29 protein-coding genes are annotated in these 26727 nt (G+C 57.9%); 4 read left to right on the top strand and 25 right to left on the bottom strand.

Going from position 1 to position 26727, the window contains the following annotated elements; genetic code table 11:
* Positions 1 to 16: 16 nt before the first annotated feature.
* The gene (locus AC13RC_RS07170) at positions 17 to 595 is read right to left on the bottom strand and encodes a YciE/YciF ferroxidase family protein (RefSeq protein WP_488556822.1); all 579 of its coding nucleotides are present in this window, start codon (positions 593 to 595) and stop codon (positions 17 to 19) included.
* A gap of 233 nt (positions 596 to 828) precedes the next feature.
* On the opposite strand from AC13RC_RS07170, the gene AC13RC_RS07165 reads away from it, so the two are divergent.
* Positions 829 to 1566, top strand: a complete 738-nt coding sequence (locus AC13RC_RS07165) for an alpha/beta fold hydrolase (protein WP_488556821.1) — start codon at positions 829 to 831, stop codon at positions 1564 to 1566.
* A gap of 311 nt (positions 1567 to 1877) precedes the next feature.
* Here the strand turns inward: AC13RC_RS07165 and AC13RC_RS07160 are convergent, their stop codons facing one another.
* The 13 genes from AC13RC_RS07160 to AC13RC_RS07100 form a co-directional block, all read right to left on the bottom strand.
* On the bottom strand, positions 1878 to 2033 hold the full coding sequence (locus AC13RC_RS07160) for a hypothetical protein (RefSeq protein ID WP_156090772.1): 156 nt from the start codon (positions 2031 to 2033) through the stop codon (positions 1878 to 1880).
* A gap of 197 nt (positions 2034 to 2230) precedes the next feature.
* The gene (locus tag AC13RC_RS07155; RefSeq protein WP_113388635.1) at positions 2231 to 2506 is read right to left on the bottom strand and encodes a cytochrome C oxidase subunit IV family protein; all 276 of its coding nucleotides are present in this window, start codon (positions 2504 to 2506) and stop codon (positions 2231 to 2233) included.
* Positions 2507 to 2513: 7 nt separating this feature from the next.
* Complete coding sequence (locus AC13RC_RS07150) at positions 2514 to 3152, bottom strand: cytochrome c oxidase subunit 3 (protein ID WP_113421078.1); 639 nt, start codon at positions 3150 to 3152, stop codon at positions 2514 to 2516.
* Positions 3145 to 4815, bottom strand: coding sequence for a cbb3-type cytochrome c oxidase subunit I (locus AC13RC_RS07145; RefSeq protein ID WP_183811319.1), 1671 nt, complete (start codon positions 4813 to 4815; stop codon positions 3145 to 3147). Before AC13RC_RS07145 ends, AC13RC_RS07150 begins: the two co-directional genes overlap by 8 nt.
* Entirely contained in the window at positions 4812 to 5753 is a 942-nt protein-coding gene (gene coxB, locus AC13RC_RS07140; protein WP_488556820.1) for a cytochrome c oxidase subunit II, read from the bottom strand. Before coxB ends, AC13RC_RS07145 begins: the two co-directional genes overlap by 4 nt.
* Positions 5750 to 6556 (bottom strand): SCO family protein, encoded by an 807-nt coding sequence (locus AC13RC_RS07135; protein ID WP_113388631.1) that lies wholly within the window; start codon positions 6554 to 6556, stop codon positions 5750 to 5752. Before AC13RC_RS07135 ends, coxB begins: the two co-directional genes overlap by 4 nt.
* On the bottom strand, positions 6553 to 6957 hold the full coding sequence (locus AC13RC_RS07130) for a hypothetical protein (RefSeq protein WP_113401656.1): 405 nt from the start codon (positions 6955 to 6957) through the stop codon (positions 6553 to 6555). The genes AC13RC_RS07135 and AC13RC_RS07130 overlap by 4 nt, the downstream gene beginning before the upstream one ends.
* Positions 6954 to 8006 (bottom strand): hypothetical protein, encoded by a 1053-nt coding sequence (locus AC13RC_RS07125; protein WP_113396537.1) that lies wholly within the window; start codon positions 8004 to 8006, stop codon positions 6954 to 6956. Before AC13RC_RS07125 ends, AC13RC_RS07130 begins: the two co-directional genes overlap by 4 nt.
* Positions 8003 to 8536 carry a c-type cytochrome gene (locus tag AC13RC_RS07120; RefSeq protein WP_113353076.1) on the bottom strand — a complete coding sequence of 178 codons (534 nt, stop codon included), beginning with the start codon at positions 8534 to 8536 and terminating at the stop codon, positions 8003 to 8005. Before AC13RC_RS07120 ends, AC13RC_RS07125 begins: the two co-directional genes overlap by 4 nt.
* A complete protein-coding gene (locus tag AC13RC_RS07115; RefSeq protein WP_488556819.1) occupies positions 8533 to 9093 on the bottom strand; it encodes a DUF3341 domain-containing protein in 561 nt (186 codons plus the stop codon). Before AC13RC_RS07115 ends, AC13RC_RS07120 begins: the two co-directional genes overlap by 4 nt.
* Positions 9086 to 10423, bottom strand: a complete 1338-nt coding sequence (gene nrfD / locus AC13RC_RS07110) for an NrfD/PsrC family molybdoenzyme membrane anchor subunit (RefSeq protein WP_152094090.1) — start codon at positions 10421 to 10423, stop codon at positions 9086 to 9088. Before nrfD ends, AC13RC_RS07115 begins: the two co-directional genes overlap by 8 nt.
* A complete protein-coding gene (locus tag AC13RC_RS07105; protein ID WP_488556818.1) occupies positions 10420 to 13371 on the bottom strand; it encodes a TAT-variant-translocated molybdopterin oxidoreductase in 2952 nt (983 codons plus the stop codon). The genes nrfD and AC13RC_RS07105 overlap by 4 nt, the downstream gene beginning before the upstream one ends.
* Positions 13372 to 13375: 4 nt before the next feature.
* Entirely contained in the window at positions 13376 to 14044 is a 669-nt protein-coding gene (locus AC13RC_RS07100; RefSeq protein WP_368518504.1) for a cytochrome c3 family protein, read from the bottom strand.
* Between the two features lie 199 nt (positions 14045 to 14243).
* Between AC13RC_RS07100 and AC13RC_RS07095 the strand changes: the two genes are divergently transcribed.
* On the top strand, positions 14244 to 14447 hold the full coding sequence (locus tag AC13RC_RS07095; protein WP_069614275.1) for a hypothetical protein: 204 nt from the start codon (positions 14244 to 14246) through the stop codon (positions 14445 to 14447).
* A gap of 160 nt (positions 14448 to 14607) precedes the next feature.
* Here AC13RC_RS07095 and AC13RC_RS07090 read toward each other — a convergent pair whose 3' ends face one another.
* The 8 genes from AC13RC_RS07090 to AC13RC_RS07055 all read right to left on the bottom strand — a co-directional run bounded on the left by AC13RC_RS07090 (position 14608) and on the right by AC13RC_RS07055 (position 21739).
* Positions 14608 to 15039, bottom strand: coding sequence for an NUDIX hydrolase (locus tag AC13RC_RS07090; protein ID WP_488556817.1), 432 nt, complete (start codon positions 15037 to 15039; stop codon positions 14608 to 14610).
* 217 nt (positions 15040 to 15256) lie between these two features.
* The gene (locus AC13RC_RS07085; RefSeq protein ID WP_113388682.1) at positions 15257 to 15757 is read right to left on the bottom strand and encodes a YciE/YciF ferroxidase family protein; all 501 of its coding nucleotides are present in this window, start codon (positions 15755 to 15757) and stop codon (positions 15257 to 15259) included.
* Positions 15758 to 15961: 204 nt separating this feature from the next.
* The gene (locus AC13RC_RS07080; RefSeq protein WP_488556816.1) at positions 15962 to 18361 is read right to left on the bottom strand and encodes a membrane-bound PQQ-dependent dehydrogenase, glucose/quinate/shikimate family; all 2400 of its coding nucleotides are present in this window, start codon (positions 18359 to 18361) and stop codon (positions 15962 to 15964) included.
* Positions 18362 to 18426: 65 nt separating this feature from the next.
* Positions 18427 to 18705 (bottom strand): DUF2934 domain-containing protein, encoded by a 279-nt coding sequence (locus AC13RC_RS07075; RefSeq protein WP_113388624.1) that lies wholly within the window; start codon positions 18703 to 18705, stop codon positions 18427 to 18429.
* Between the two features lie 160 nt (positions 18706 to 18865).
* On the bottom strand, positions 18866 to 19438 hold the full coding sequence (locus tag AC13RC_RS07070) for a cysteine hydrolase family protein (protein ID WP_113388623.1): 573 nt from the start codon (positions 19436 to 19438) through the stop codon (positions 18866 to 18868).
* A gap of 26 nt (positions 19439 to 19464) precedes the next feature.
* Complete coding sequence (locus tag AC13RC_RS07065; protein ID WP_113388622.1) at positions 19465 to 19713, bottom strand: hypothetical protein; 249 nt, start codon at positions 19711 to 19713, stop codon at positions 19465 to 19467.
* 41 nt (positions 19714 to 19754) lie between these two features.
* Entirely contained in the window at positions 19755 to 20555 is an 801-nt protein-coding gene (locus AC13RC_RS07060; RefSeq protein ID WP_113388621.1) for an SDR family NAD(P)-dependent oxidoreductase, read from the bottom strand.
* Between the two features lie 14 nt (positions 20556 to 20569).
* Positions 20570 to 21739 carry a zinc-dependent alcohol dehydrogenase gene (locus AC13RC_RS07055; RefSeq protein WP_162749380.1) on the bottom strand — a complete coding sequence of 390 codons (1170 nt, stop codon included), beginning with the start codon at positions 21737 to 21739 and terminating at the stop codon, positions 20570 to 20572.
* A gap of 1123 nt (positions 21740 to 22862) precedes the next feature.
* Between AC13RC_RS07055 and AC13RC_RS07050 the strand changes: the two genes are divergently transcribed.
* Together AC13RC_RS07050 and AC13RC_RS07045 are read left to right on the top strand one after the other, a co-directional pair.
* Positions 22863 to 23246 carry a response regulator gene (locus AC13RC_RS07050; RefSeq protein WP_186449568.1) on the top strand — a complete coding sequence of 128 codons (384 nt, stop codon included), beginning with the start codon at positions 22863 to 22865 and terminating at the stop codon, positions 23244 to 23246.
* 404 nt (positions 23247 to 23650) lie between these two features.
* A complete protein-coding gene (locus tag AC13RC_RS07045; protein ID WP_113388618.1) occupies positions 23651 to 24034 on the top strand; it encodes a response regulator in 384 nt (127 codons plus the stop codon).
* An 11-nt stretch (positions 24035 to 24045) separates the two neighbouring features.
* Here AC13RC_RS07045 and AC13RC_RS07040 read toward each other — a convergent pair whose 3' ends face one another.
* From AC13RC_RS07040 to AC13RC_RS07030, 3 genes are all read right to left on the bottom strand, one after another.
* A complete protein-coding gene (locus AC13RC_RS07040; RefSeq protein WP_113388617.1) occupies positions 24046 to 24576 on the bottom strand; it encodes a sigma-70 family RNA polymerase sigma factor in 531 nt (176 codons plus the stop codon).
* Between the two features lie 341 nt (positions 24577 to 24917).
* Positions 24918 to 25676, bottom strand: a complete 759-nt coding sequence (locus AC13RC_RS07035; RefSeq protein WP_113388616.1) for a TIGR04290 family methyltransferase — start codon at positions 25674 to 25676, stop codon at positions 24918 to 24920.
* A gap of 2 nt (positions 25677 to 25678) precedes the next feature.
* Entirely contained in the window at positions 25679 to 26710 is a 1032-nt protein-coding gene (locus AC13RC_RS07030; protein WP_113388615.1) for a UDP-glucuronic acid decarboxylase family protein, read from the bottom strand.
* Positions 26711 to 26727: the final 17 nt, after the last annotated feature.

The following is a 26727-nucleotide window of genomic DNA, read 5'->3' as shown; positions in this document are numbered from 1 at the left end:
TCACGATAGTGGTCCGTCAGTCAGACGGCAGCGCATCTCGATTTATTTCGCCTTTGGCCAATCGGGTCAGCAGGATGTCCGTCTGCTTCTCCTCTTCGAGGTTCCGGTGCAGCACCTCCTGATCCTCCCGCAGGTCCAGCTGGCCGGCCAGAGCGGCGGCCGTGCCGTATGCCGCGATCTCGTAATGTTCGAGCCTCTGAGCGGAAGCGATGAGACCAGCATCACGCAGGTCATTTCCCTTCAGCATGGAAGCCATTTTTTCGGTCTCATGGATCAGAGCCTGCATTGCCTGATCCGTATGGGCTGCCGGGGCGGCTCCATGCTTCTGCAGGAGTGACACGAGGCGGTCCTTTTGCACCTCGGTTTGCGCGCGATGGTGGACCAGTGCATCCTTTAATGACGGATGTGCTGCGACCTCAGCCATTCGCAGCAACGAATCGGCGAGTTGACTTTCGACACTGACAAGCTCCTGAAGCTCGGCGAGATACATGTCCTTGAAACTGCTGATCTGCATCACAGCAATCCTTTCACCGCTTTGATCGGGTAATGAGCTCCCTAACCGGAGCAATGACCAAATGTTCCGATCAAATTCCAAAGCGGGTTTGAGCGATCCTGGAAGCCTCCCATTGAGCTGCTGCTCGGCTCAATACCGCGTTCCACGCCAACAAGGCTTTCGCCTCCCTCGCCCTTTCATAATCCCGCATTCCAGCTGTCTGACCCGACCATCAGCCTTGGAACAATAGGCATGCGCTATGGTTAGTCGTGTGACCATTTCGTCCGCCACGCGCCTGAGGCCAAGGAAGTGATTAATCGATCATGGACATGCCGATGACGAAACATATTAGAACACGCGATCTCGATATCGCCTATGAGGAAGCCGGTGACCCGCGCGGGAAGCCCCTCGTGCTTGTCCATGGTTGGCCCGACGATGTCCGGTGTTGGGATAAGATCGTTCCTGCTTTAGTGGATGGCGGTCATCGCGTCATTGCTCCATATCTGCGCGGCACCGGTCCTACGACCTTTCTCTCGGCAGACACGATGAGGAGTGGCGCGGTCGCGGCGCTAACCGAGGACCTAGCCGAATTCCTCGAAGCGCTCGACCTGAGTGACGTGGTGATCTGCGGTTATGATTGGGGTGCGCGTGCCGGTTATGGCGTGGCGGCACTCTTTCCCGCGCGTCTGCGCGGCCTGGTGGCAATGGCTGCGGGTTACGCTACCTCCCAGCCCATCAAGGAGATAAGCTACGACCTGGCAAAGGCATATTGGTACGAGTGGGTAGTTGCACTCAAGCAGGGACAGGAGGCAATGGACAAAGACCGGCTCCGCCTTGCCAGATTTCTCTGGGCGACCTGGTCTCCCGATTGGCAGACGAAATGGCAGGATTTCGACGAGATGGCACCCTCGCTTCAGAACGACGATTGGGCGCCGATCAGCATTCATGCCTATCTGCAGCGTTGGGAAGAGACACCCGGCGCCCCCGAGCACGAGGATGTCGAGCAGGCTTGCCGAAAACCCGGCGATCCAAGTTGCGACCCTGGTACTGCACGGCGCTTCCGACGGGTGTAATCTCGTTGATACCTCGGCTGGCAAGGACCAGTATTTCACGGCACAATATGAACGCGTCGTTCTCGACGCGATCGGCCATTTCATTCCCCAGGAAGCACCGAAGCAGACCCTTGATGCGATCTTGCGCCTCACCTCCCGTTGACGAGGACCTTCGGTGTTCGCCTCCGGGGCCAACGGCATCGCCGGCGCGGTCTAAAATCGTTGGGCACACATCCTCGACAGGATGACCAGGAAATCAGGCGCCCCGTCTCGATCAGGCGATGCTGATTTACCTGCCGCTTTTCGCACGTGCACACATCATTACGCCGCCGTCATTTGACCTGGGACGACACCGCCCCCGCGGTCGGCGGAACCGGCTCGCCGGGATGAAGTGCAAAGGCAAAATAGACAGCGATGAGGCAGGCAAGAACGAAAATCGTCACGACGAAAATCATCATGCGACGGCGTGCATCTGAGTGGTGGTCCATGTGGTCTCCTCGCGAGCTACTAACGCATGCTTGTCCGTTCGGCATCTCTCGTCGACCAGGGTAGAACCCTACCCGGCCGACAATGTTCCGAAGAGGTTTTTTCACGGGCGCGCATATCTCCATCGCTTGCCACGATCGCGCGTGATGATCCGCCGGCGAACGTTGCGCGTTTTTTGCCCGAGAGGGCTCGCATGTGGCTAGACGAGCGCGCGGGTCCAGTAATCGACGCCGAGAAAGCCGAGCAGGATCAGCAGCCAGAGACCGGCGGCAAGCGCGGCAATGCGGTTAAGCGGCGTCTCCTCGTTCAGATGCATATAGCGCCAATAGATCATCGCGGATTTGATCGCCGCGATCGAAAGGCTGACGACGAGGCCCACCGGCCCGCTCAGCACGAAGCTTGCCGCGATAGTGGCACTTAGCAAAACCAGCAAGATTGCCCAGATAACGACGAGAGGATTTACGAGGCGCGGCATCTAAGGTTCACCTTGCAAGATAGAACACAGGATAGAGGAACACCCAGATCACATCGACCAGGTGCCAATAGAGGCCAACGGTGACGAGAACGATCGCCCGCTCCGGTAGCTTGATCGAGCCGAGCGTCAAGCGAAACGATAGCGCGATCAAAAGCACGATGCCGATCGACAGATGCACCGCATGCAGGCTGGTGGCGATGAGATAGAGGTTCATGAAAAGATGCTGAACGTCGTCCACATAGCGGGAATGCACGCCCTCTATCGGAAGCAACCCTTCTGTAAACTCCATCCAATACTCGTAGGCTTTCATCACAAGGAACACCAAGCCGAGGGCAGCGGCGCCAACGAGCCAGCCGGACGCGATTTTGGCGCGGCCCTCCTTGGCGCTCTCCACGCCCAGGGCGACAAAAAGGCTTGAGGTCAGCAAGATCGCCGTGTTTATTCCGCCGATACCGGAATGTAATGCATGGGAGGCGCGGACAATCTCGGGCGCATGCGCCAGACGCACGGCGGCGGCAATGCAGAACAAGCCGCCGAAGAGCATGATTTCACTACCGAGAAAGACGTACATCCCCATCATCGCGGCACGATGCTGCTGGAGGGGATCCGTGAATGGCTCGGCGACGGAGGGCCTTGCGTCAGACATGCTCGTCCCTCATCTCGATCTCATAGTCGTAAGGCGGGCGATCGACGACTGGCAGCGTTTCGAAATTATGCTTCGGCGGCGGCGATGGCGTCGTCCATTCCAGTCCGGTCGCATCCCATGGGTCGTTGGGTGCCGGCTTGCCATAGCGCATCGAATAGATCAGATAAATCAATGGCATGAGGTAGGCGATCCCAAGAACGGCGGCGCCGCCGGTTGAAACGACGTTCAGCACCTGAAATTCCGGCGGATAGACATGATAGCGCCTCGGCATGCCAAGATAGCCGAGCAGAAATTGCGGAAAGAATGTCAGGTTGAATCCAATGAAAAAGAAGATCGCAGTGACCCGCCCCCAGGCCAGGGAATACATGCGCCCGACGATCTTCGGCCACCAATAATGCAGCGCGCCGAAGAAGGCCGATATCGTTCCTCCGACCATGATGTAGTGGAAATGCGCGATCACGAAATAGGTGTCGTGCACGTGGACGTCGATTGCAAGCATCGCCAGCATCAGCCCGGTCAATCCGCCGAAGACGAAAAGGCCGATGAAGGTCATGGCGAAGAGAAACGGCGGATCGAGCGAGATGTGACCTTTGAACAGCGTTGCCGTCCAGTTATAAACTTTCACGCCGGAGGGGATCGCCACCGCGATGCTGAGAAAGGAAAATGCGGCACTTGCATAAAGCGATTGCCCCGAAACGAACATGTGGTGGCCCCAAACGAAGAAACCGAGGGCCGCGATCGCGATCGAAGAGCCGGCCACGAACTGATAGCCAAAGATGGGTTTATGGGCACCAGCCGCGACAAGTTCGCTGACGACCCCAAGCGCGGGCAAGACCATGATGTAGACGGCCGGATGGCTGTAAAACCAGAAGAGATGCTGGAATAGCAGCGGATCGCCGCCAATCGCGGGGTTGAATATACCGAGACCGAACAGCCGTTCCAGCGAGATGAGCACGAGCGTGATCGCCAGCACCGGTGTCGCCAGTACCAGGATCAGCGATGTCGCATAGAGCGACCAGACGAAAAGCGGCAGTCTGCCCCAGGTCATGCCGGGACAACGCAGGGTATGAACCGTGACGATGAAGTTCAACCCCGTAAGGATCGAGGAAAAGCCGACAATGAACACCGCGGTTGCGGCCAGGATCACGTTGCCATTGGCATACATTGTCGAAAGCGGCGTATAGAACGTCCATCCCGTATCGACGCCGCCCGCGATCAGGATGAATACCGTAAACAGTCCGGCGAGCATGTAGATATACCAGCTCAGCAGGTTCAGCTTGGGAAAGGCGAGATCCTTGGCGCCGATCATCAACGGGATCAGGAAATTGCCGAAGGTGTTGGGGATGGATGGAATGAGAAAGAACCAGACCATGACGACGCCATGGATCGTGAAGGCGCGATTATAGCCTTCATTGGTCAGAAGGTCTCCTGCCGGCGTCAGCAGATCGAGCCGGATCAGCGCGGCCGCGGCCGCACCGATGAAGAAGAAAAACGTGATGGAGAGTGTATAGAGAACACCGATGCGCTTGTGGTCCGTCGTCAGCAGCCAAGACTTGAGACTATGTCCGGCGCGCAGGTAGCTGACACGCTGCGCCGTGGTTTCCGTTGAGCCGCCTCCGCCGACATTGGCCTCTTCAAGCTTGGGATCAGCGACATCGGTCATTGTGTGCCCCCCGCCTGCCCTAGTGATTTGACATAGGCGACGAGCTTCATGACATCCTCCTCGCTCAGAAGGTTCTGAAAGGTCGGCATTATCGGCTGATAGCCGGCAACGACCTGCGATTGCGGCAGCAGGATACTGTCGCGAATATATTGATCGTCCGCAGTGACGATCTCTCCAGATTGAAGCGGCACTGGATTGCCATAGATGCCAACCAGTGAAGGCGCTCGCACCGACGCCCCCGGATCGTGACAGCCGCTACAGCCACGGCTGCGAAAGAGTGTCGCCCCTTCCGCGGCGAGGCTCACGTCATTCGAGGACAGGGACAGCCATTTGGCATAGTCGGTGGGGTTCATGACGATAAAACTGCCGGTCATCTCGGAATGATTGCTGCCGCAATATTGCGAGCAGGCAATGCGATAGGTGCCTGGCTTGTCGGCCACGAACCAACTCGACGTATATCGCCCAGGCACGACATCCTGCTTGATGCGCAGGGCCGGGATGAAGAGGCTATGAATGACATCCTGCGACGCCATTGTGAGCTTGACCGGCTGACCGGACGGTACATGCAGTTCGTTGATTTCGGCCTGTCCTTCGGGATGCTGGAATTTCCACATCCATTGCTTGGCAACGACGTCGATCTGCATGGCGTCGGCAGGCGGATGATAAAGCCTGGCGAAGAGATCCGTCGACCAGACATAAAAGCCGAGCAAGGCAAGAAACGGGACGATGGTCCAGGAAAGCTCCAGGGGAATGTTGCGGTTCGGCGCATGCCTGCGATCGGCCTCCTTGCCCCGCCGATATTTGACGATGAAGATGAGGAGCAGGACGAACACCGGCGCCGACAGCGCCACGATCAGCACGGTGAAGGCAATGACGAGCAAATCGATCTGATGACTGTAAGCGGACGCGCCGGAGGGCCAGAGCGGAATGAAATTCACGGCAGCCTCCTTCCGGCATCTTTCGAACGGCACTCGCGAAGGAGCAAGATGACAAGCACACCGATGCCGAGGATCGCGACGAGGCCGCATGCGACACGAAGCGCAATCAGAATAAGGGACGAATATCGCCCGGTAAGCGGATCATAATGATAGCACAGCAACAAAAGCTGGTCCTGCCAGCTACCGATGCGCCCCTCACCGGCCTCGGTGAGCGCAAGTTTCAGGTCTCCGCTGGTCGGCGCAAGTCCGTAGAGCCACCGGCTTAACCGCCCGTCCGGTGTTAAGACGGCGACAGCGGCATCGTGGGCATATTGGCCAATGTCGGGATCCCAGGCATAACGATAGCCGAGAGCATCGGTGACGCTATGAATGGCGGCCACCTCGCCCGTCAGCGCATGCACGCCGTCGTTTGTGAGTGAGGGAAAGCGGCGCTTCAGCTGTTTGAGCGAAGCCGAAGCCTCTTTGGGACCCTCGCCTGCATCTATGCCAAAGGCGACAATTGTAAAATCGGTAGCCGGCCGAAATGACTGTCCCTCTATCGCCTCCATCAGCCCCGACAAGGTGACACCACAGATATTGGGACAATTATGCAGGACGGGCGCCAGCACGATCGGCTTGCCGCCCCCAAGCTGGCGAAGGGTCACGACGCGATCGGCCTCATCATGGAAAGGCAGATCGAGGGGGATGAAGGCATCCGGCTTCTGATCGATTCCGGTCACCGAGAATGGATCGAAGGCGGCTGCGCGTGCCTCGCCGGCGCAGACAAGCAAGGCAAGAGCCAGCGTGAATGCGGCCGTCCTCATCGCGCTTCCTCCCGTTCATCGTGATCCGGCCAGCCGCGCGCCGCCAGGATGACCATGGCCCTGTCGATCGGAATATGCGCCGCCCCGACTTGGCGATCGATCCAGCCGTAACCCTGAAGACGCTGTTCCGCCTGCCGCTGAAGCAGCTCGCGATTGGCGGATGGTGACACTTCGAGGCGTGGGCCTAGCTCCGCCTGCCTAGACCCGAACTTCGTCCGTGGCGGCGCGGCGTTCGGCGCAATCCACCACAAAATGCCAAAGACAAGGAGAACCGAAAGACCCATGCCGAGGAAGAGGCCAAGCGTCACCCAGAGCACCAGCCGAGGAGAGACATCCTTCGGTTCGAATAGTGGCGACGCTTTCTGCCGCCGCGGCTTCCTGGAAAGCGAGGCAGCCATCATGAAACCTCCGCCGTCGCGGTCGCCGCCAGCCGGCGCGCGACCTTGCTCGCGCGGGAAAGAATGGCAAGCGTGATCTGCGCGAGACCGGCAAGCGACAAGCCATAGGCTGTGATGGCGTAGCCCAGATGCGCTGTCAGCCTCGGCAGGACGAGCCAGGCGTATTCCAGCAACCGCCCGGCGAGGATGATCGATACCAGACCCACCAACCACCGTCTGGATCGGCGGATCGGTGGAAAGAATAGAAGGAACAGTGCCGTCAGATGCAGGAAGGTAATCGAGACCTCGACCAACGACCAAATGCCCGTACCACGGCGCTGAAACCAGAGGGCGCCTTGAGCAAGATTGCCCGACCAGATGATGAAATATTGCATGAACGCCAAATAGGCCCAACAGAGGATGGCGGTGATCAACAGCGAACCGACAACGCTCGGCTTGGCGACACCACCCTCCCCCAGGCTCATGAGCACCAGCAAGGCAAGCGCGGTCAGCATCTGGCCGGCGAGTACATAGAGCGCGAAACCGGAGGAATGAAAGTGGGGATCGAGCGACATCAGCCAATCGGTCGCAAGGATTTCCTGCAGGAGGATGAAACCGATGAGTCCGCTGATCGCAATCGATCGAGATTGGCTGCGCAACAGTGCCTGCGCAAGCAGATAAGCGGCGGCGAGAATGAAGAGGGTTCTGAGGTCAAAGAATAACGGCGTCAGGTAGATCGCCTTGAACGGTTCCACTGGAGGCTGCCGAACCCATTCATAGACGGATGACAGGCCGAACAGGATCGGCAGCCAGGCGATCAGCACGAGCGGCAGCAGCGACAGCGACGATCTCGCCGCATGATCGAGATCGTGCCGCCAGATTCCGGGAATTATGCGCATCATCATGACCAGACAAAGCGCACCCAGCGGGAGCGCGCTTACGAAGACCAGCGCCGAAAGCCAACCGAGCAAGGCAGACGCGGGCGCGACGAGCGCCAGGGAAAGAGCCGCGAGGCAGAAGATCACGCCGCTCAGCGCCAGCAAGCGGGTCGGCAGGGCTTCGACCCGGCTCATGATCCCGTCCTCTTCAGCTGCGCCTGATCCTCCGGCGGCAGGCTCGCGACACTGGCGCCCTGACTTAGCTGTAGCGCCCGGATATAGGCTGCGATCGCCCAGCGATCCCCTGGAGAAACGCGGTCCGCATAGGAATACATCACGCCGTGGCCCTTGGAGATCACCTCGACGAAATAACGGGATGGCGCCTGTCGCAGTCGGTCGATGTGAAAACTCGGCGGATGGGGAAAGCCTCGCGCCGGCACCGTGCCATTGCCGTAGCCGGCGTTGTCATGACAAGGCGTGCAATAGATGCCGAATTCCTGCTGCCCGCGCTGGAGAAGCTCGATATTCATCGCTGGACGATCGGCAAGCGCCCGCGCATTCTGAAGATCGTCCCGCGCGACCGTTCCATCCGGCGGCGCCTGCAGGGCTTTGCCATCGGCAAAGAGCCGGCTCTTTTCATAGGAATCATAGCGCGGCTGATGGTTCATGTCATCGCAGCCGGCAAGCAGAAGCATCGGCGCAAGAATGAGAAGACCGCACCTCATTCCGGTTGCTCCGTATGCTCGACGGCGTCCACGCTGATTGGCTCGAGCATGCCGAGAAAGGCGCGTGTGCGCTTCGCATGGAAGCGCTGGTCGTTACTCAGAATGATGAGAAAGAACTTGTCGGACTGCCCGAGCTGAAACGCCTCGATGTCGAATAGCGGGTGATGCAGTCGCGGCAAGCGGTTCAGAAGCAGCATGCCGAAAATTGCTGAAAGTACGGCAAAAAGAACCGTGAGTTCGAAGGTGATGAGCATGAAGGACTGCCAGGCAAAGAGGGGCCGACCGCCGATTTCGATCGGATAGGCGTAGTTGGCGTAGAGTTGCAGCCCGTAGCCGAGCACCGCGCCGAAGAGACCGCCGGCCAAAGTCAGCCACGGAATGATGTTCTCCTCGAAGCCGAGCGCCTCCGTCAGTTCTTCGACCGGATACGGAGAATATGCCTCCATGGCGGTAAAGCCCGCCTTGCGCGCGCGTTTCACCGCCTCGATCAGTCGCTCTGGCCTGTCGAATTCGGCCAGCAGCCCGAACAGATCTCCTCCAGGACGCGGCTCACGCATGCCTCAAATCCCCCGTCTCGCGTAAGGCCTCCTCCACTTCAAACGTGGAGATCACAGGCAGGAAGCGCACGAAGAGAAGGAACGGTGTCAGGAAGACGCCGAGCATTCCGGCATAAAGGCCCCATTCCCAAACGCTCGGATGATATTGGCCCCAGGAGGAAACCAGATAGTCGCGATATAGCGATGTCGTCAGCAACATGTAACGCTCGAACCACATGCCGATCGTGACGGACAAGCCGATCAGGAAGAGCATGGGCGGCTGGCGTCTGACGCTTTCGAACCATAACAGCTGCAGCGGTAGGAAATTCAAAATGACGGCGCTCCAATAGCTGAAGGCATAGGCGCCGGCCAGCCGGTCCATCAGCGTTCCCACCTCCTGCAATTCACCGCCGTAAAGGCTGTCGAACACTTCCGCGACATAACCGTAGGCCGTCATCAGGCCGGTTGCGAGCAGGAAGCGTCCGAGCAGGTCGAGATGGCGGTCGGTGACCAGCATGCCAAGACCGAGGGCGTGGCGCAGCACGACCGCGATCATGGCGACGACGGCGAAACCGGAAAAGGCCGCCCCAAGCACGAAATAGGGCGGGAAGACCGTAGAGGTCCAGCCCGGTATCGGACCGGCGGCGAAGAGAAGCGAAATTTCCGAATGAACCGAGACCACCAGCGGAACGGCAATCGCTGCCGTCAGCCTGTAGGCCTGGTTCCAGCGTGCCCAGTGCCGGGCGGATCCCCGCCAGCCGAGCGCCGCGAGCCCGTAAATCACCTGCTGCCAGCGTCGCCTGGCGCGGTCGCGTACCGCCGCTAGATCCGGGATAATGCCGATATACCAAAACAGTATGGAAACAGTGAGATAGGTCAGGACGGCGAAGAAATCCCAGCTCAGCGGGCTCTTGAACTGCGGCGAAATCGTCATCGTATTGGGATAGGGCGCGATCCAGTAGAAGAACCATGGCCGGCCAAGATGCAGGATGGGATATAGCCCGGCGCAAATGACGGCAAACAGCGTCATCGCTTCGGCGAAGCGGTTGAGCGAATTGCGCCAGTGGGCACCCAATAGAAGCAACATTGCCGAGATCAACGTCCCGGCGTGCCCGACGCCCAGGAACCAGATGTAGTTGGCGATCGCCAGACCCCAATTGACGGGAATATTGTTGCCCCAGACGCCGACGCCCGAAATGAGAAGCACCGTCGCCGAAACCACAAAGGATAAAAGCAGCAGCAGGGAAAATGCGAAGCATATCCACCATGCGACGGGTGCCGGATATTTCAACGGGATCCGCGTGATCCGCTCCGCGGCCGCGGCGTCCTGATCGCGAATTTTCCCGCTCATCCCGCTGCCTCCGTCTTTGCAAGGGACGGATCTTCGATCCGGGCGAGATAGGTTGTTCGGGGCCGGGTGTTTGCTTCCTCGAGCAGGCTATAGTCACGCAAACCTGCCTTGAGTCGACTGACACCAGAATTGGGGTCCGCGACATTGCCGAAAGTAATTGCCTGCGTCGGGCAAACTTGCTGGCAGGCTGTAACGATCTCGCCATCGTGCATCGGCTGGCCCTCCTTGTCGGCTACGATCCGTGCCTCAGCGATGCGCTGGACGCAGTAGGTGCATTTTTCCATGACACCGCGGCTGCGCACCGTTACATCCGGATTGCGCATGGCCTGGATCTGCTCGGCATCGTCGCCCGTGAAGTCGAACCAGTTGAAACGGCGCACCTTATAGGGACAGTAGGACGAGCAAGTGCGTGTGCCGATGCAGCGATTATAGATCTGCAGGTTCAAGCCATCGATGCTATGGACCGCGGCATTGACAGGGCAGCCCATCTCGCAAGGCGCCTGCTCGCAATGCATGCAGGGGACCGGCTGAAAATAGGACTTCGGCGCCGTGGCATCGCCTTCATGGTAATGATCGATCCGCAGCCAATGCATTTGCCGCCCTTCGGCAACAAGTTCCTTGCCGACCACCGGAATGTTGTTTTCAGCCTGGCAGGCGGTCACGCAGGCATTGCAGCCGATGCAAAGATCGAGATCGATCGACATGCCCCAGGAGGGATCCGATATCGGCCTGTCCGGATAGAGCGATGGCGGCTTTTGCTTTTGATCCGGCCGGGAGTGTGGATCAAGCTGCCCGACTTCGACCGTCCGGATGAAGTCGAAGCCGTCGATCGCCTGGTGTAATTGTGTCGTTGCCACCTGCAGCATTTTGTCCGTCGGCTCGATGGTGACGCCGGCTATATGCCAAGGTGTTGCCGATCGCCGCAGGCCGTAGGCGTCATAGCCAAGACCATCCGCGATCGAATCCTTCAGCTTGCGTCCATAACCGAGCGTGATGGCGATTGTATTGGCTTCCTGACCTGGCATGATCCAGACAGGCCCGTGAATGGAAGCGTCCCCCGCCGTCAATTTGACCTCGGCGCCATTTTCCAGCTTCCGTTCAGATGCAAGTTGCGGGCTGATGAGGATCACGTTGCCCCATGTGATCTTGGTCAGAGGCCGTGGCGTCTCCTGCGCCCAGGCATTCTCCGAGAGGGTACCGTCCCAGACGCCGGCATCCGGACGAATGACTAGGGACAGGCCGGAAGGGGCGTCCGGCGCAGCCGGCGGGACGGCGCGGTCCAGAATGGTCGGGATGAGCGACGGTGCGGCACTATCCGAAACGAAGCCGCGATAAAGCGCGTCGCGCCAGCGCTCGTCGAACTCTCCATCCCAGGCCGCGCGCCAGGTCTGCTGCACCAGATCCCTATCGCTCAATGCGCGGCCCATCATTGCTTCAAGCACGACATGCGCTGCGCGCACCGCATAAAACGGCCGGACCAATGGCTGGATCAATGTCACGCTGCCGTCCACAGCACGCGCGTCACTCCAGCTTTCAAGATCATGTTGAAGCGGCACATGCCAATGCGAAAGAGAAGCCGTTTCATCGACATAGAGCCCGGCGTGAACGCGGAGCTTCACCTTCTGCAAAGCATCGCGAAACGCGAGATCGCCCGGCGCAAAATAGGCGGGATCGCTACCGATAACCGTCAGTGTCGACACCTTGCCGTCGTTCATGTCGGTTACGAGCACGTCGAGCGATCGCGGGCCGTCCGGCGCTTGGGCATTGACCGGCTCGGAGAAGTGAAGCGTGTTTCCGAGACTTCCCAATCTCTCATTGATCAGCAAGGCAAGCGCCTGAAGATCGTCTCCATGATGGACGCCGACCAGCACCAAGGCATTGGCCTTAGATGCCTGGAGAGCGGTTGAGGCGCCGATCACCCATTGTCGCTCGTGATCAGCGAGGCTGACATCCCCCACGCCCTTGAGACCAATCCGCGCGCCTATGGCGCGCAGCAGGCGATCCATTCCCGAATGCGATGCAACGAGGTGCATATCCGCAACCGCCCCAGTGGCCGAAGGTGTCGGTTCGGCCACGAAGAGCCTGCTCGCCCCTTGCATGTGTTGGCGCAACCGCCGGCGATCAGCGAAGGCACGGGCATATGACGTCTGCCGAGGACCAGGGCCGAGGAAATCGTCGTCGAGACTGACGATGGTTTCGGCGGCGGCGAATGCTGGCTGAAACTCCAGCGGGCGACCGAAAATGTGCTGCGTGGCGTTCCATCGGCCGGTCTCAGGCAATGGATCGCAGATATGCCACCGTGCCCTTGGCCACCGCTGCATCATCGCCTCGATCTGGCGGCGCAAGGTCGGCGAACTAAAAGGTGCGGTCAGCAGCCGAAACCCTTCCCCTCCAGTCTTGTCCAGTTCATCAGCTTTCGCCGCCATCTCGGCATCGAATGCGTTCCAATCGGCGGGCTTGCCCAGGTGCAGCGGCGTTTGCGAGCGACCGGGATCGTAAAGCCCGAGGAGTGAGGCCTGCGTGAAAGCATCGGTGGCCCCGCCGCATACGGGATGATCGGGATTGCCTTCCAGCTTGACCGGTCTGCCGGTGAAGGTCTTGCCGAGGGTAGGCTGCGCGTAGCCGCCAAAGGTCGCGGCTGTGGCAAACCACTTGGCGACGCCGACGCTCACGCGCTCGGGCGCCTGGACGTATGGGAGCGCCTCCTCGTCCTCCTCGCCCTTGCAGGCCGAAAGGCCTGATAGCGCAAGCGATGCCGCCATGATCTTGAGGAGGGTACGGCGGTCGAAGGTGATACCGCCTCTGTGCATCATCGGAAATTCACGCCTGGAGAACCGATGAAACTCCTCCGTATCGGCGAGCTCCTCCAGTGCCCGCCAGAAATGCCTCCCCGTCTTGCCGATCAGCCGCTCGTGGACCGTGTCTTTTTGAACCGGACGATCTATCATCGGATCACCTGTGACAGATGTTGCATTGGATGAGTTTCCTAGGTTCGATGCCATAGGCTTTCACCACCTGCGCGCCGAAATCCTTGTGCTGCTCGGGATTGGCGTCCCAGTCGGACCAGTCCATGCGCGTCACCTGATCGGGCGGGCGCAGATTGGGCGCCGGATTTCGGTGGCAATCCAGGCACCACTGCATCTGGAAGGGCTGCGCGCGCGACATCAACGGCATCCGATCAACCTGCCCGTGGCACGTCACGCAGGCAACGCCGCGAGCGACATGAATCGAATGGTTGAAGTAGACATAGTCGGGCAACCGGCTGACGCGGTTCCATGTGAGCGGCACGTTGGCCGCGAGGCTGTGTCGGACCGGCGCCAGCATGCTGGCACCGGTCCAGATTTGCGAGTGGCAGCTCATGCAGATATGTGTCGCCGGCAGTCCTGCGCGGGCGCTTGTCTCGACGGAGGTGTGACAATACCGACAGTCGATACCGAGACCTCCGACGTGATGCTCATGGCTGAAGGGAACCGGCTGATCCTGCACCCAGCCGACCAGGGTGCCATAGCTGGAACTCGCGTATCCGCCGACAAACAGGACGATCAGGAATATCAGGATGGCGGCAACGAGCAGAGATGCGCGCAGCCTCGTATCAGCCGATGCCGTAAAGATCTGCGCCACGGAATTCCCCTGAATTCGCCCTCGCAATGGGGTCAAACGAAAACCGGGGTTGAAAGTTCCACCATCTGTAGTGTCGGCCGTAGATGGTGCATTCCATCCCGTTTGCCTGGAACAATGCGGGATACCGGCAGTTTTTAAGACCAAGGCGGATCGTCTTTGGCGCTATCGCCGCAAAATACATCCCAGAGGAGGCCCCGCTATGAAACATCAGCAACCTCGTGAAGGCGCGCCAGGAACGACGGATCAATCGCCGCGATGGGAAGGACCGGCTGGATCAAAGCCAGCTGGATACCTACCGGCCAAGGATGGCGGTGAAAAAGCGCGCGATGCCCACGGCGAAAATATCGATCATCCACGCAAGCGTCGCGTATCCGACGCACTGAAACAAAAAGGCGATGATTGACGATGCCGCCAGGCCATGGCGCCGCCACGAAAACTGCCAAGAAGTGGCGCAAGCTTGCGATTGGTCGCGATGAGGAGGAGAAGGATTCGACCCCGGCCTGAACCAAGGCGTATTAGATTGGCCCACGGTGAAATTGCAAGACGATGCCCACGGCTATTGCTTAATCCGTCTCCGTAGGCCTTGTTTCCTCCAGCACAAAGCGCATCAATAGTCCCTTCAGTTCAGGTTCGCGCACACGGCGGGCTGCCTCTTCCGGCATCATCCATTCGATTGTCCGCTGCCCACTTTCAGGAAACTTTCCACATTGTTTTCGGACCTCAAGCAGGTGAACTTCGACCACTGACGGTATCGTCTGCCTGTCAGCCAGCATCTTCAAATATGTGAAATATCCGAATATCCCCTTTTTGACCTTGCCCTTGACGCCTGCCTCTTCCCAGGCTTCGCGTCGCGCCACCTGACCACCATCAAGCCCTTTAATCGGCCATCCCTTCGGGATCATCCATCGTTTGGTCTCCCGTGTGGTGATAAGCAGCACTTCACGCGAATTATCGTCGCGATGCCGAAAGCATAACGCGCCATATTGCTCGGCCATCTCTCCGGCGGCGATGGTCTCTATATGCGCGGCAAGTCGCGCAAGATGGGGTCGGCGGTTTGACATGACACCTCTAACTTACCGGCCCATGGGTCGGCATGATATCGAAACCGACAAGCTCCCTTCAACGCTGTCGCACGAAGCATATTCGTGACCGGGGCGTCCCCTGACGGTGCGCTGCTTCCGCAACGCACCAAAGATCAAAGGCAACCATGTTTCATGCGGCCTTTCTGGCCTTCGCATTGGCCGCCGTCTCGGCGAGTTTCGTTAGTTTCTGATCCGTCGCCTTTTCTTCCTCCAGCGTCTGCTGCAGGAGAGTGACGGCGTCCTTCAGACCGAGTTGCTTGGCCCATTCAATAAGCGTGCCGTAGCGGGCAATTTCGTAGTGCTCGACGGCCTGCGCCGAAGAGATAAGACCGGCATCGAGCGCCGGCGTGCCCTTGAATTCCTCGATGATCTCGTCGGCTTCGGCGATAATGCCCTGGATTGCTTCGCAGGTCTTTCCGCGCACTGGCTTTCCAAGCAGCTCGAATACCTGCTCCAAGCGTTCCACGTGGCCCTGGGTTTCGTCGCGGTGATGAAGGAAACCTTGTTTGCCCTCCTCGGCCTGTGCCGCGCGTGCCATCTTTGGCAATGCCCTTAGAATCTGCTTCTCGGCATAGTAGATGTCTTTCAATGTTTCCAGAAAGAGATCATTCAAAGTCTTCTCGGATGCCATTTGGAGTCCTCCAACATTTTGAGAAAAGATCATTTTGAAGCAGCGCGCCGATGTGCCGGTCTTTTGCGCGTGATGTTTCTCCTCTGGCTTCTTCTTGAGATCTTCATTGGTCTCCTCCCGAACGGACGGCCTGAAGATTGGTTCCCGTCTCATTCCTGGAAAAATGCTGTCAGCACCGCCCTGAACGGAAAATTGCTTCCTGACCTAGCGATGCGGCAACGTAAATGCCACGATGTCGTCACCGTTGCGCGACTGCAAGCCGCCGTGCCCACCAGCTGCAACGACGACATATTGTCTTCCGTCCGAGCCGAGATAGGTCAAGGGGGTGGCGTTTCCACCTGCCGGCAGGTGAAACTGCCAGACGACCTTTCCCGTCTTGCCATCGAGCGCGCGGATATATTGATCCGTCGTTGCGGCGATGAAGATCAAGCCGCTACGTGTCGCAACACTCCCGCCCATGCTGAATATTCCCGTGGGCAGACCAAAGGGCAGGCGCAGTCCAAACGGCCCCATATCCTCTGTCGTTCCAAGGGGATGCTGCCATGCGACCTTTCTTGTCAACAAATCGATCGCCTGCATCTGACCCCAAGGCGGGCGGGTACAAGGAATGTCAAGCACACCGAGCCAAGCTTTGACGACAATGGAAAAAGGCGTGCCATGCTCGGGATTATTTTGGAAGTCAGGCTGCGGATATGGCTGCGTCCATCCGCCCCATGGCGCGAAGAGCCCTTTGGCGAGAGCAGACGCATAGGGCAGCATCTGCAGTTGAAACGGCATGAATGTCGTATTGATAAACAAGAATTTGCGTTCCGGATCGACCGTCGCGCCATACCAATCGGAGGTCCCGTCGAAGGCTGGCCAGCCGATGGTCGGTTTCAATCCTGGCGGCGTAAACAAACCGTCGTCCCGCATCCGCCGAAAGGAGATCCGGCAGAGAAGCTGATCGATGGGAGTTGCACCCCACATATCCGCTTCGCGAAGCTTGGGCGCGAGCAATTGCGGCATGCCGGTCGAGAAGGGTTGTGTGGGCGAATAGCGTTCGCCCGGTATATCGCCCGGCGGTACCGGCCGCTCGTCGACCTGGGCCAAAGGATGGCCATCGCGGCGGTCAAGAAGAAAAAGCTGGCCTTGTTTGCTGGTTTGAACAAGCGCCGGGATACTGCCGCCCCTATCGTCGGGGAGATCGACAAGCGATGGCCCCACGGGAAGATCGAAGTCCCAGAGATCATGATGCACGGTTTGAAAATGCCACCTCTCCTGCCCGGTGGTAAGGTCCAGCGCCACCAGCGAGCTTGAGTAGTGGTCGTCGAAAGATCTGCGCTGCCCTCCGAAATAGTCCGGAGTTGCGTTACCTAGGGGCACGAAGACGAGATTGAGCTTTGGATCGGCCGTATAGACGCCCCAGCCGTTCGGCGTTCCACGTGTATAGGTTTCATCTGCACCCAACGGCCTGTTAGCGGGATTCTTCCCCATGTCCCAAGACCATGCAAGTCGCCCCGTGTTTGCGTCAAAGGCGCGTATCACGCCCGAAGGCTCGCCGACGGTCTGATTGTCATAGACCCATCCTCCCAGAACTATACGCCCGTTCAGGACAAGCGGCGGCGACGAAATGAAATGAAACCCTGGCGGGACCGGCCCCATGTGATCGCGCAAATCGACCGTCCCCCGCTCACCGAACTGTTCGCAGGGCTTGCCCGTATCGGCATCAAGTTCGAACAGCCTTGGAAGATCCGATGCCGTCGAGATTATGCGGTGCGCGCATGGTCCCGCGGATGCCACGGACGAGGCGTCGTAATATGAAACCCCGCGGCAAGCTTGATAGACATTGTGCGACATGTCGCCGCCCGGATCATAACGCCATTTCAGCTGTCCCGTCGTTGCATCGAGCGCGATAACCTCGCGATGCGGCGTGCAGAAATAAAGGCTATTTTCAACCTTTATCGGGGTCGCTTCAAAGCTGAACTCCCTGCCTTTGGAATTCTCACCCGGCCTCGGCTTGTCGCCCGTCGAAAACGACCAAGCCTGTTGCAAGAGATTGACATTGTCAGGCGTGATTTTGTCGAGAGACGAATACCGGTCTCCCGCTGGCGTGCCTCCGTAGTAGGCCCAATCGCCTGCTGAACCAGCATCGCTGTGAGCTCCATCCATGACCTTCCAGCGGGCGGGATCGCCGAAACTGATGGTCCTGGCTTCGCTGATCCGATAACCAGAGCCAAAGACGAAGATCAGGATCGCCAATGAAAAAACGAGATTGGTGACGAGGATCATTCTTGCCCTTGCCAAGCGCTCGATGCGACCGGCAATCCAAGGGGACCAGATCCATAAGCCAAGAACCGCCGGAGCGACCAGTCTCGGGATAAGCGCCCAGCCATCAAAAACGGATTCGGTCAGAGCCCATGCCAGCGTCCCGATCAGCAATAACGTGTAAAGCCATGGACCGAAGACGCTTCCCCTGGACAACAGCACCGCAATACACAAAAGGATGATACCAGCTATCAGATAATAGGAAGTGCCGCCGAGTATGAATAGCCATGCGCCAAGGCACGCAAGGGTGATGCCGATTAGCCCGACGAGACAGGCCGTAAACATGAAAAGAACGCGCATCAAGGCTCCTCTCGTTGGCGCGAAGCACGGTCAAGCGTTCGACCGATTAGAAGAAGTAAGCCATCTCACTTGTTCTCGGAGGCAAGCTCTCCTGGCTTGAATCTCCCTGGCTTGGCTTCTTGTGAGGGAATGGCATCCGACGACGTGGGAGCTGGGCGGGTTTCATCCTCCGACTCCGGCACCACGCCGGCATGATGGTCATCAGACGATGTTTTCGGGAGATCTTCGTCACGGGCCCTTAGCTCACGTTCCGCATCCAACCAATGGCGCAATTCCTGCCCATTCGGCTTTCCTTCCATTTCCCACCTGGCATAGGCAGCCTTTCTGATGTCCTCTTTTGTCATCGGAGAGCCCTTTCACAGATACCGACATCCAACTGCGCCGGAGCCGCGGAGTTCCCGAATGGACCAGGCCCTCAATGAATCCGGTCGGCGATCGATCATGGGAGATCCTTCTGTATTTACGCTGGCTCATGCGCGGGGGGCGAGCTAACCATCGCCGTTATCATTCCGCAGACAGAAACTCTTCGACCGTCACAATTTTGGCCTGTACCGAAAATCGCCTTTCAAACAGCGTAAGCGCTGCGTCGTGCGCATCGTCATCACCACTGCAGACGGCATCCCTCAGGATGATAACGCCATAACCGAGATCGATGGCGCCAAGTACCGCGGCCAGGACGCAGACGTCCGTCTCTCCCCCGCTTATGACCAGAGTGTCGACGCCTTGACGGGACAATATCTCATGGAGACGACCATCCACCCACGGCGAATAGGTGAATTTGTCAAATATGCGCGCCGGCGGCGTCAAGGCTCGAAAGACTGGAAGCACGTCCATCAACTCTTGAGGCAGCTTGCTGGCGGTCATCATGTCCCATTTCTCGTAATAGGTCCGCCATTTGCCTGGCATGATGTCCGGCTGTGTTGGTGGCATGAAGCGCGTGAAAATCGTCCGCTCGGGAAATCGCCCCACCACCTCCACAACCTGATCCAGCGTGCGGGCCATCCAGGGCACCTGCCAGGGTGTTGGTTCAAAGAACATGCATTGCATGTCGATGCACAAATGCAGCCAGGTTTTCATCCCGCCATCATCCAGCAAACAGGAATTCAGCCGCGATATTTGCCCTCGTTCATGTCACGCGGATCATAATTGAGATCCCAGTCCTTTTCGGGTTCTGTCGATCCTGGTGGGGTCTTGTTTACGGTTGCATCGCTGGAACCGGTAATGACCCTTGGCTTGGCACTCGCGACACCGTCACTCTGACTGCCATGCAACAGCTTTCGATACTGACCTTTGGCGTCCTGAGTGGGATCTCCCCTCTTTTTTCCGCGTGGGTTATTGTTCGACTTGGCCATTACGAATACCTCGCTTGCTTGTCGGACCTCATGGACGCTGATTAATTTTCGGCCGAGCCCGGGCGGGCTGTTTTTGCATGCTGGTGCGCCAAGATGCTGGCCGGTGTTATGTTCGCCACCGCGGCTTGCAGCTTGTTCTTCCAGCCGCTCACGACATCCGCTTCACCGTCCATCATCGCATCGAAGCCGATCCGGGCGACTTCCGCGGGATTATCCTTCTTGGCGTGGCCAATTTCCGTGTCCATCAAGCCGGCCCGCTTGAAGAAATTCGTGTCCGTTGCCCCAGGCATCAGGCAACTGACCGACACGCCGGTACCTTTCAATTCTTCGCGCAGAGCGAAGGAGAAGCTATTGATAAAGGCCTTGGTTCCATTGTAGATCGCCTGGTAAGCGCCTGGCAGGAACCCGGCAATCGAGCCGGTCAGCAGAATGCGGCCATTGCCGCGGCTTCTCATCTGATTTCCGATGTGCTGGATCAGATACACGGTTCCGACGATATTGGTATCAATGACCTTTCTGACGCGGGTAAAGTCTTGATCGAGAAATTGCCGGCCCAACCCCTGTCCGGCATTTGCCATGAGCAAATCGACGGGCCGACCGGTCGCGGCGATGTTCGCCAAAAGCGTGTCGACCCCGGATGGTGTCGAAAGATCGGTCTGCACCGCTTGCACCTCGCCGCCAAACTTTCTGAGCTGCGCGGCCGCGGTTTCGATCTCGCTCTCGTCGGCCGCCACGATGAGATTGTAACCTTCCGCGGCGGCGCAGGCCGCCAGTTCATAACCGATGCCGCTAGAGGCGCCAGTGATGACAGCCAGTCCTTTTTCCAAAGCTCGCTTGGCCATAAGCCTGCTCCTTCTCAAGGTTTGAGCACGACTTTCACGCAACCGTCCTGTTTGTCGCGAAAAAGCTTGTAAAGGTCGGGCCCATCTTCGAGGGTCCCGCGGTGGGTAACGACGAAGGAAGGATCGATTTCGCCCTTTTCGATACGTTCCATCAACATGGGCAGGTAATGTTGCACCGGCGTCTGCGCCATCTTAAAGGTCAGGCCTCTATTGATCGCCGATCCCATTGGAATCTTGTCGAGATATCCGCCATAAACGCCGACGATCGATACGGTGCCGAAGTTGCGGCAACAATGGATGGCCTGGCGCAAGACGTGGGGCCGGTCCGTACCCATGAAGGTCGCCACCTTGATGCGATCCCATCTGGAATCCCAACTGGCGGAAGCCTCGGCCTCGGTTCCCACCGCGTCAATACATGCATCGGCACCACGTCCTCGGGTCATTTCCATGATGCGGTCATAGACATCTTCTTCCAGGAAATTGACCGTCTCGGCGCCGCCAGCTTCAGCCAGCAAAAGACGCGCTGGAACGGTATCGATGGCGATAACGCGTTCAGCACCTAGCAGGAAAGCCGATCGAATGGCCATTTGACCTACCGGGCCACATCCCCAGATCGCGATCGTATCGCCTTGCTGAATACTGCAGAATTCCGCCGCCATATAACCGGTCGGGAAGATATCGGAGAGAAACAGCACCTGTTCGTCATCCAGCCCATTTGGAACCTTGGCTGGCCCGACGTCGCCATGGGGAACGCGCAAATATTCGGCCTGACCGCCGCTGTAGCCGCCAAGGAGGTGAGAATAGCCGAACAGGCCGGCTGGCGAATTTCCCCAAAGCTTCGTTACCTTCGAACGATCGGGATTTGTCCGCTCGCAACCTGAGAAGAAGCCGCGCTGGCAAAAGAAGCATTCGCCGCAGGCGATCGTGAAGGGAACGACCACGCGGTCTCCGACGGCCAATCGTGAGACCCCTTTGCCGACCTCGACGACTTCCCCCATGGTTTCATGGCCCATGATATCACCGCTTTCCATGGCGGGCATCACGCCATCATAGAGATGGAGGTCGGAACCGCAGATGGCGCACGCGGTTACCTTTATGATGATGTCGCGTTCATCGTCTAACCGAGGATCGGGAACACTCTCGCACCGTATGTCATGCTTGCCGTGCCAGGTCAGTGCTTTCATCGGTTCCTCCAACATCTCGATCCTGCGCCAAACAGTCGGCCTGCGGCGATGTTCCCAGGCAACTAAAATTTGGCGGCCGGAGTTCACGACCGAGCAACCGATGGGATACTGGCGCACCCTCGCCGGTATCGATTTGGGGAGATGTTCGACTGTTGCAAATCTCCGACATCCGCAAAGCCTGATTTGAAAAAGGAACTTTCGAGTCGGAAGGAGGTTTGGATGTGAAACGCTGGTTTCTAGCACAGGGAAGTGCAGTCATGGCCGTCTTCGAAAAGGGAAAATTCGGTGCTCTGATTGCCTATATCATATTGGCGGTGCTTATCGGCTGTGTACTTGTCGCGGGAGCCCTTTTCTTTCATCGACATGAGCCACAACGGCCCGGTCAGCCCTCGCCCCATGCCCTGGATCAATCCCAATAGTCTGAAGAAAAGCCGCTGACCGCACGATCGCGATTGGCGTCTCCCGCCAGACGCGCCATGAATCCAATCCAGCCCAGCGGCCTTTGAATTCATGACGCGCCTCAGGAGGCGGCTCGCCAGCGGATTTGCGAGCCAGGAGGGACCGGCGTTGACTTCCCTCCGGCGGTCGAACCCTCATGAGCGGGATTTGTTCCTGAATGGAGATAAATATCGAACCGATACCGTGCGGATAAAATGCCGCGCAGATCACGCTCGGCTTCAGGCGCGAAAACCCAAGGCTTTTGGTTCGCCAGCAGCGCAAGATCTTCCAGACAGACTGTCTCGCCGCGGTTCCTGAATCAAGGGCGATCCTTCTTGAATTGCCCACCGTCTCAAAACGGAGATCTCGTTCAACGGGTGAATGACCGTGCTGGGATCGGCGGCCGCGCACTATTGCAATTGACTTCAGTTACACGTCCGAGGATGTTCAAAACGCCTCGGCCAGCATTCGCCGCATGCTCTGGACCAGTTTCGCCGGTGTCGTCACCATTGGTGCGAAGCAGCGCAGGCGGTACCGCCGGCTACTTACTGATAAATGCAGGTTTTGAGGCAACCTTCCCTAGCCCTGGAAGTTGGGAGGAAATGGAGGCCGAGGCGGTTCAAAACACTGTACAGTCAGGCAAGGAGTTTGTAGGTCGTCTTGGTCCTGACGTGGAAGCGATATCATGGTTCGCAGCTACAGCAAGATGTTTGCGGGCAAGCGGGTACTCATCGTTGAAGATGAGTATTTGCTGGCCGACGAAACGCGCCGCCAGCTCAAGAAGTTGGGAGCGACCGTCATTGGCCCCACCGGTCGTGTTGACGTTGCTCTGGAACTGATTGATGACGAGAAGATAGATGTTGCTATTCTCGATATATATCTCGACGGAGAACTGGTGTTCCCAGTTGCGGAGAGACTACAGGAGCTCAATATCGCATTCATCTTTGCTACCGGATATGATCCTTCCATCGTGCCCGCGTCGTTCAAGGGATTTTTATTGAACGAAAAGCCGTTCGAATTGGAGAAGATCGCACAAGCGCTATTTGGTCCGCGCCCTAACGGCATGTAAAATAAAGTGTCGCATTCAGATCTTGCACCCCATTTGACGGCGGTGTGAACCGCCGCCGATGAACTGGGAGGGCTGGAGGTCATTTCCCCTCCGTCAGGTCGAGGCAACATGTTCGACAGTGTGCCTCGAAGCAGACGAGTATCACGTCCCGCGCCATTGGGGCTTCATGGTTGTCCCCGGCGTGCCGCCGCGCTCAATTTGATCTCTATGTCAAAAAAGCGGACATACAGTTCGAAAGGCTTTGTCCCCCCACTTCGTTCGACACATGGATCTTTGCTGGCTTGAAGGTAATCTTCTGACCGCACAGCTCGCTCGGCCGCGTTGATGCGCGACGACCGGCTTCGCATTCACTTTGAATTCACGCAGAGCGAACTATGATCGCATAACCTGAGCTAGGCTGGCCAATGAGCGATTCGACACCTGCGTATAGTAAAATGTTTTCCGGCAAACGGCTCTTGATCGTCGAGGACGACTATTTCCTTACAGAACGGACAAGCCGGAAGTTGTGTTCATTGGGAGCTATTCTGATCGGCCCGATGACCGATGTCCCCCACGCTCTCGATTTGATCGAAAGCAATCAGGTGGATGCCGCGATTATCGACATTCGGCTTGATCCAGATCTTGCGTATGCGATGGCTGAAGCGCTTGAGGAAGTTGGGCTTCCCTACGTATTTGCCATAGCGGATAACCCGCCTCCGCAATTTCCCGGCTTCGTCCTGCGCGAAAAAGTTGATGATATCGAGCATATCGCCATGGCGCTGTTCGGTGCGCGACGGCTGGATGTCTGAGAACCGGAGTCTCAGTAAAGGTCCTCATCAAGCTGCGCCGCGAGCTGCTGACGAGCTCGGTTGATGCGACTTTTTACGGTGCCAATCGCACAACCGAACTTCGTGGCGGCATCTTCGTAGGAGCGGCCTTCGATCACCACATACTCCAGCACTATCCGATAGTGTTCCGGTAGGCGGTTGCACGCCCGCTGCAGTTCCTTTGCACGGACTGTCCATTCCTGCGACGCTGGTGCGACGCCAACGTCTGATATGCATTTCTTGTTACCCGGAGCCTCACGTTTGGCGATGCGGAACTTTGTGCAGAATGTGTTGCGCATGATGGTGAATAGCCACGATTTCAACCGTGTATCGGGATTGAACTGGTCGATATTGGCCAGAGCTTTCGTCAGCGTCTCTTGAACCAAGTCATCGGCATCCGTCGAATTTCGGTGGAATGTTCTGGCGAAAGCGCGCAGGGCTGGAATGAGCTCCACGACCTCAGCCTGCAAACGATTGGAACGGGACAAGTGGATCACGGTATTCTCCTTTGCCGTATCGCTCATTCAACAGCTCTGGTCTGGATGCAGACCTGACATCTTGAGCGACACCAGTTGCACCCTCTAGTTGATTTCAAATGAAGTTTACTTCGCGTGGTGACATTCGCCGCATTAGGGAAATGACCCAGAGCAAATTCTGAGGTCCACTCAACGCTTTCACACTTCGAAGGAACGGCTCCATGCCCAGCATGTTCCATGAAATAAGGAGAATCTTTCGGATGGCTGCGCATCCTATGCAGCCCGTCTAAAGACGGCACAGGAGACCTCGGCGATGTTCCGTATCCAAATCCGTCGGGATCCGCGAGGCGAAAGCAAACGCAGAGTTCATGCCACCAGACGCCTCCCCCTTACCTACCCTCCTGCGGGCAAATTCGAGGCGGCTTTTCAACCATGAAGCGATGGGTGCTGCACCGCAGGAGATATACCTCCGGTTCCGGATTTTGCAGCATTGTAAAACCCGCGCTGCGCAGCATCGCCTCCGTCGCCGCCTTGTTCGGTATGAACCAGTTTGTCGGGTCCCCAGCATAGCGATTTTCGACGAAGAACAGCTTCGGGTAATCAGGACGACTGAAAATCTCTTTGTCCTCGAAGTCGTAATCGTCCTTCAGTTCCGGTGTATCGTCCACTCCGCGCTGCATGCATTGAAACAGCATCAGATCCTTGACGACATGCTCGCGAAGAAGGTCAAGCGCCAGGAGAGGATGACGCAGATGGTAAAGGACGCCCATGAAAATAACGAGATCAAACTTCTCGCCTAGCTGCGCGACCTCATAAACGGACATTTGCCGGAAGTCGATATCAACCTCCGCCTGCTTTGCCACGAACGCGGCCTGCCGCAAATAATGCGGATCCGTATCGATCGCCACCACGCGGTCTGCATTGCGTCGTTTCATCTCAAGCGAATAAAATCCCGCGTTGCAGCCGATATCGAGAACGGTCTTGCCCGTCAAATCCGCGGGAATGACGTCCTTGAAGCGCCGCCATTTAAAGCTCGGATAATCCCCGAGAAAATGATCGGGCGCCGTTTCGATGCCCCTTATCCGCAGGTTGTGAAACCATGGCGCCAGTTCGATAATCTGGCGCCGCAACTCCTCTTGGCTCTGCATGATCACGCTCCGATTGAAAGACCGGTCGGACGCCGGATAGGCAAAGTCTTGCGACGTGCTCGTTGAATAAATTGCGGTTCGTGAAGCGCCTGCCGAAACCATGTAATGGTATAGTCCAGGCCTTCGGCGAGAGGGACCTTCGGCTCCCAGGACAAGAGCTGCTTTGCCCGAGCTATGTCAGGCCGCCGACGCTGTGGATCGTCAGTTGGCAGCGGCCGGTAGGCGATGCTCGAGTTTGTCGGCACCATCTCCAGGATCATATGCGCAAGTTCCTTGACGGTGAACTCGCCGGGATTGCCGAGATTGATGGGCAAGCCGGCGTTTGGCTGCACATTCATTGAGCGGATCAGGCCCTCGACCAGATCGGACACGTAGCAGAAGGATCTCGTCTGGCTGCCATCCCCGTAAATCGTCAGCGGCTCATGCTGTAGCGCCTGGACGATGAAGTTGGAGACGATACGCCCATCATTGGGCTGCATGCGAGGGCCATATGTATTGAAGATGCGCACGACGCGCGCGTCGACGGAGCCCGCACGCAGGCTATCGAAGCAAAGGGCCTCCGCGGCACGTTTTCCCTCGTCGTAGCATGCGCGCGGTCCGATGCAATTGACGTGACCCCAATAATCTTCCTGCTGCGGATGCTCCTCCGGATCGCCATAGACCTCGCTCGTGGAGGCCTGCAGGAAGGATGCGCCGTGACGCTCTGCCAGTTTGAGGAGATTCCCCGTTCCGGCCACGCTGGTCATCATCGTGTGGATAGGGTCGGCTTGATAGAATGGCGGAGAGGCCGGGCACGCCAGATTGTAGATTTGATGAAGCGGCTCGGCGATCTCGAGCTCTTCGCATATGTCATGCTCGATGAGTGTGAAATTAGGATGGTTTTGCAATGACTTGATATTATCGGGCGAACTTGTCAAAAAGCTGTCGACACAAATGACCCGATGGCCGCCGGCCATGAGCGCATCGCAAAGGTGAGAGCCGACAAAGCCTGCGCCTCCAGCGACGAGAATGTTCTTTTTGATTACCTGCCGCATGCAATTTCTCCTTTGGA

It is taken from the genome of Martinezella sp. CNPSo 3890, from assembly GCF_057784455.1.
The sequence above is the reverse complement of the archived record's forward strand: the minus strand, read 5'-3'. Positions and strand labels throughout refer to the sequence as shown.

What these genes read in the sequence shown, in the direction of transcription:
- AC13RC_RS07165 (WP_488556821.1), top strand. Translation starts at nt 829, where the DNA reads ATGACGAAACATATTAGAACACGCGATCTCGATATCGCCTATGAGGAA.
- AC13RC_RS07160 (WP_156090772.1), bottom strand. Translation starts at nt 2,033, where the DNA reads ATGGACCACCACTCAGATGCACGCCGTCGCATGATGATTTTCGTCGTG.
- AC13RC_RS07155 (WP_113388635.1), bottom strand. Translation starts at nt 2,506, where the DNA reads ATGCCGCGCCTCGTAAATCCTCTCGTCGTTATCTGGGCAATCTTGCTG.
- AC13RC_RS07150 (WP_113421078.1), bottom strand. Translation starts at nt 3,152, where the DNA reads ATGTCTGACGCAAGGCCCTCCGTCGCCGAGCCATTCACGGATCCCCTC.
- AC13RC_RS07145 (WP_183811319.1), bottom strand. Translation starts at nt 4,815, where the DNA reads ATGACCGATGTCGCTGATCCCAAGCTTGAAGAGGCCAATGTCGGCGGA.
- AC13RC_RS07135 (WP_113388631.1), bottom strand. Translation starts at nt 6,556, where the DNA reads ATGAGGACGGCCGCATTCACGCTGGCTCTTGCCTTGCTTGTCTGCGCC.
- AC13RC_RS07130 (WP_113401656.1), bottom strand. Translation starts at nt 6,957, where the DNA reads ATGATGGCTGCCTCGCTTTCCAGGAAGCCGCGGCGGCAGAAAGCGTCG.
- AC13RC_RS07125 (WP_113396537.1), bottom strand. Translation starts at nt 8,006, where the DNA reads ATGAGCCGGGTCGAAGCCCTGCCGACCCGCTTGCTGGCGCTGAGCGGC.
- AC13RC_RS07120 (WP_113353076.1), bottom strand. Translation starts at nt 8,536, where the DNA reads ATGAGGTGCGGTCTTCTCATTCTTGCGCCGATGCTTCTGCTTGCCGGC.
- AC13RC_RS07115 (WP_488556819.1), bottom strand. Translation starts at nt 9,093, where the DNA reads ATGCGTGAGCCGCGTCCTGGAGGAGATCTGTTCGGGCTGCTGGCCGAA.
- nrfD (WP_152094090.1), bottom strand. Translation starts at nt 10,423, where the DNA reads ATGAGCGGGAAAATTCGCGATCAGGACGCCGCGGCCGCGGAGCGGATC.
- AC13RC_RS07105 (WP_488556818.1), bottom strand. Translation starts at nt 13,371, where the DNA reads ATGATAGATCGTCCGGTTCAAAAAGACACGGTCCACGAGCGGCTGATC.
- AC13RC_RS07095 (WP_069614275.1), top strand. Translation starts at nt 14,244, where the DNA reads ATGAAACATCAGCAACCTCGTGAAGGCGCGCCAGGAACGACGGATCAA.
- AC13RC_RS07090 (WP_488556817.1), bottom strand. Translation starts at nt 15,039, where the DNA reads ATGGCCGAGCAATATGGCGCGTTATGCTTTCGGCATCGCGACGATAAT.
- AC13RC_RS07085 (WP_113388682.1), bottom strand. Translation starts at nt 15,757, where the DNA reads ATGGCATCCGAGAAGACTTTGAATGATCTCTTTCTGGAAACATTGAAA.
- AC13RC_RS07080 (WP_488556816.1), bottom strand. Translation starts at nt 18,361, where the DNA reads ATGCGCGTTCTTTTCATGTTTACGGCCTGTCTCGTCGGGCTAATCGGC.
- AC13RC_RS07075 (WP_113388624.1), bottom strand. Translation starts at nt 18,705, where the DNA reads ATGACAAAAGAGGACATCAGAAAGGCTGCCTATGCCAGGTGGGAAATG.
- AC13RC_RS07070 (WP_113388623.1), bottom strand. Translation starts at nt 19,438, where the DNA reads ATGAAAACCTGGCTGCATTTGTGCATCGACATGCAATGCATGTTCTTT.
- AC13RC_RS07065 (WP_113388622.1), bottom strand. Translation starts at nt 19,713, where the DNA reads ATGGCCAAGTCGAACAATAACCCACGCGGAAAAAAGAGGGGAGATCCC.
- AC13RC_RS07060 (WP_113388621.1), bottom strand. Translation starts at nt 20,555, where the DNA reads ATGGCCAAGCGAGCTTTGGAAAAAGGACTGGCTGTCATCACTGGCGCC.
- AC13RC_RS07055 (WP_162749380.1), bottom strand. Translation starts at nt 21,739, where the DNA reads ATGAAAGCACTGACCTGGCACGGCAAGCATGACATACGGTGCGAGAGT.
- AC13RC_RS07050 (WP_186449568.1), top strand. Translation starts at nt 22,863, where the DNA reads ATGGTTCGCAGCTACAGCAAGATGTTTGCGGGCAAGCGGGTACTCATC.
- AC13RC_RS07045 (WP_113388618.1), top strand. Translation starts at nt 23,651, where the DNA reads ATGAGCGATTCGACACCTGCGTATAGTAAAATGTTTTCCGGCAAACGG.
- AC13RC_RS07040 (WP_113388617.1), bottom strand. Translation starts at nt 24,576, where the DNA reads ATGAGCGATACGGCAAAGGAGAATACCGTGATCCACTTGTCCCGTTCC.
- AC13RC_RS07035 (WP_113388616.1), bottom strand. Translation starts at nt 25,676, where the DNA reads ATGCAGAGCCAAGAGGAGTTGCGGCGCCAGATTATCGAACTGGCGCCA.
- AC13RC_RS07030 (WP_113388615.1), bottom strand. Translation starts at nt 26,710, where the DNA reads ATGCGGCAGGTAATCAAAAAGAACATTCTCGTCGCTGGAGGCGCAGGC.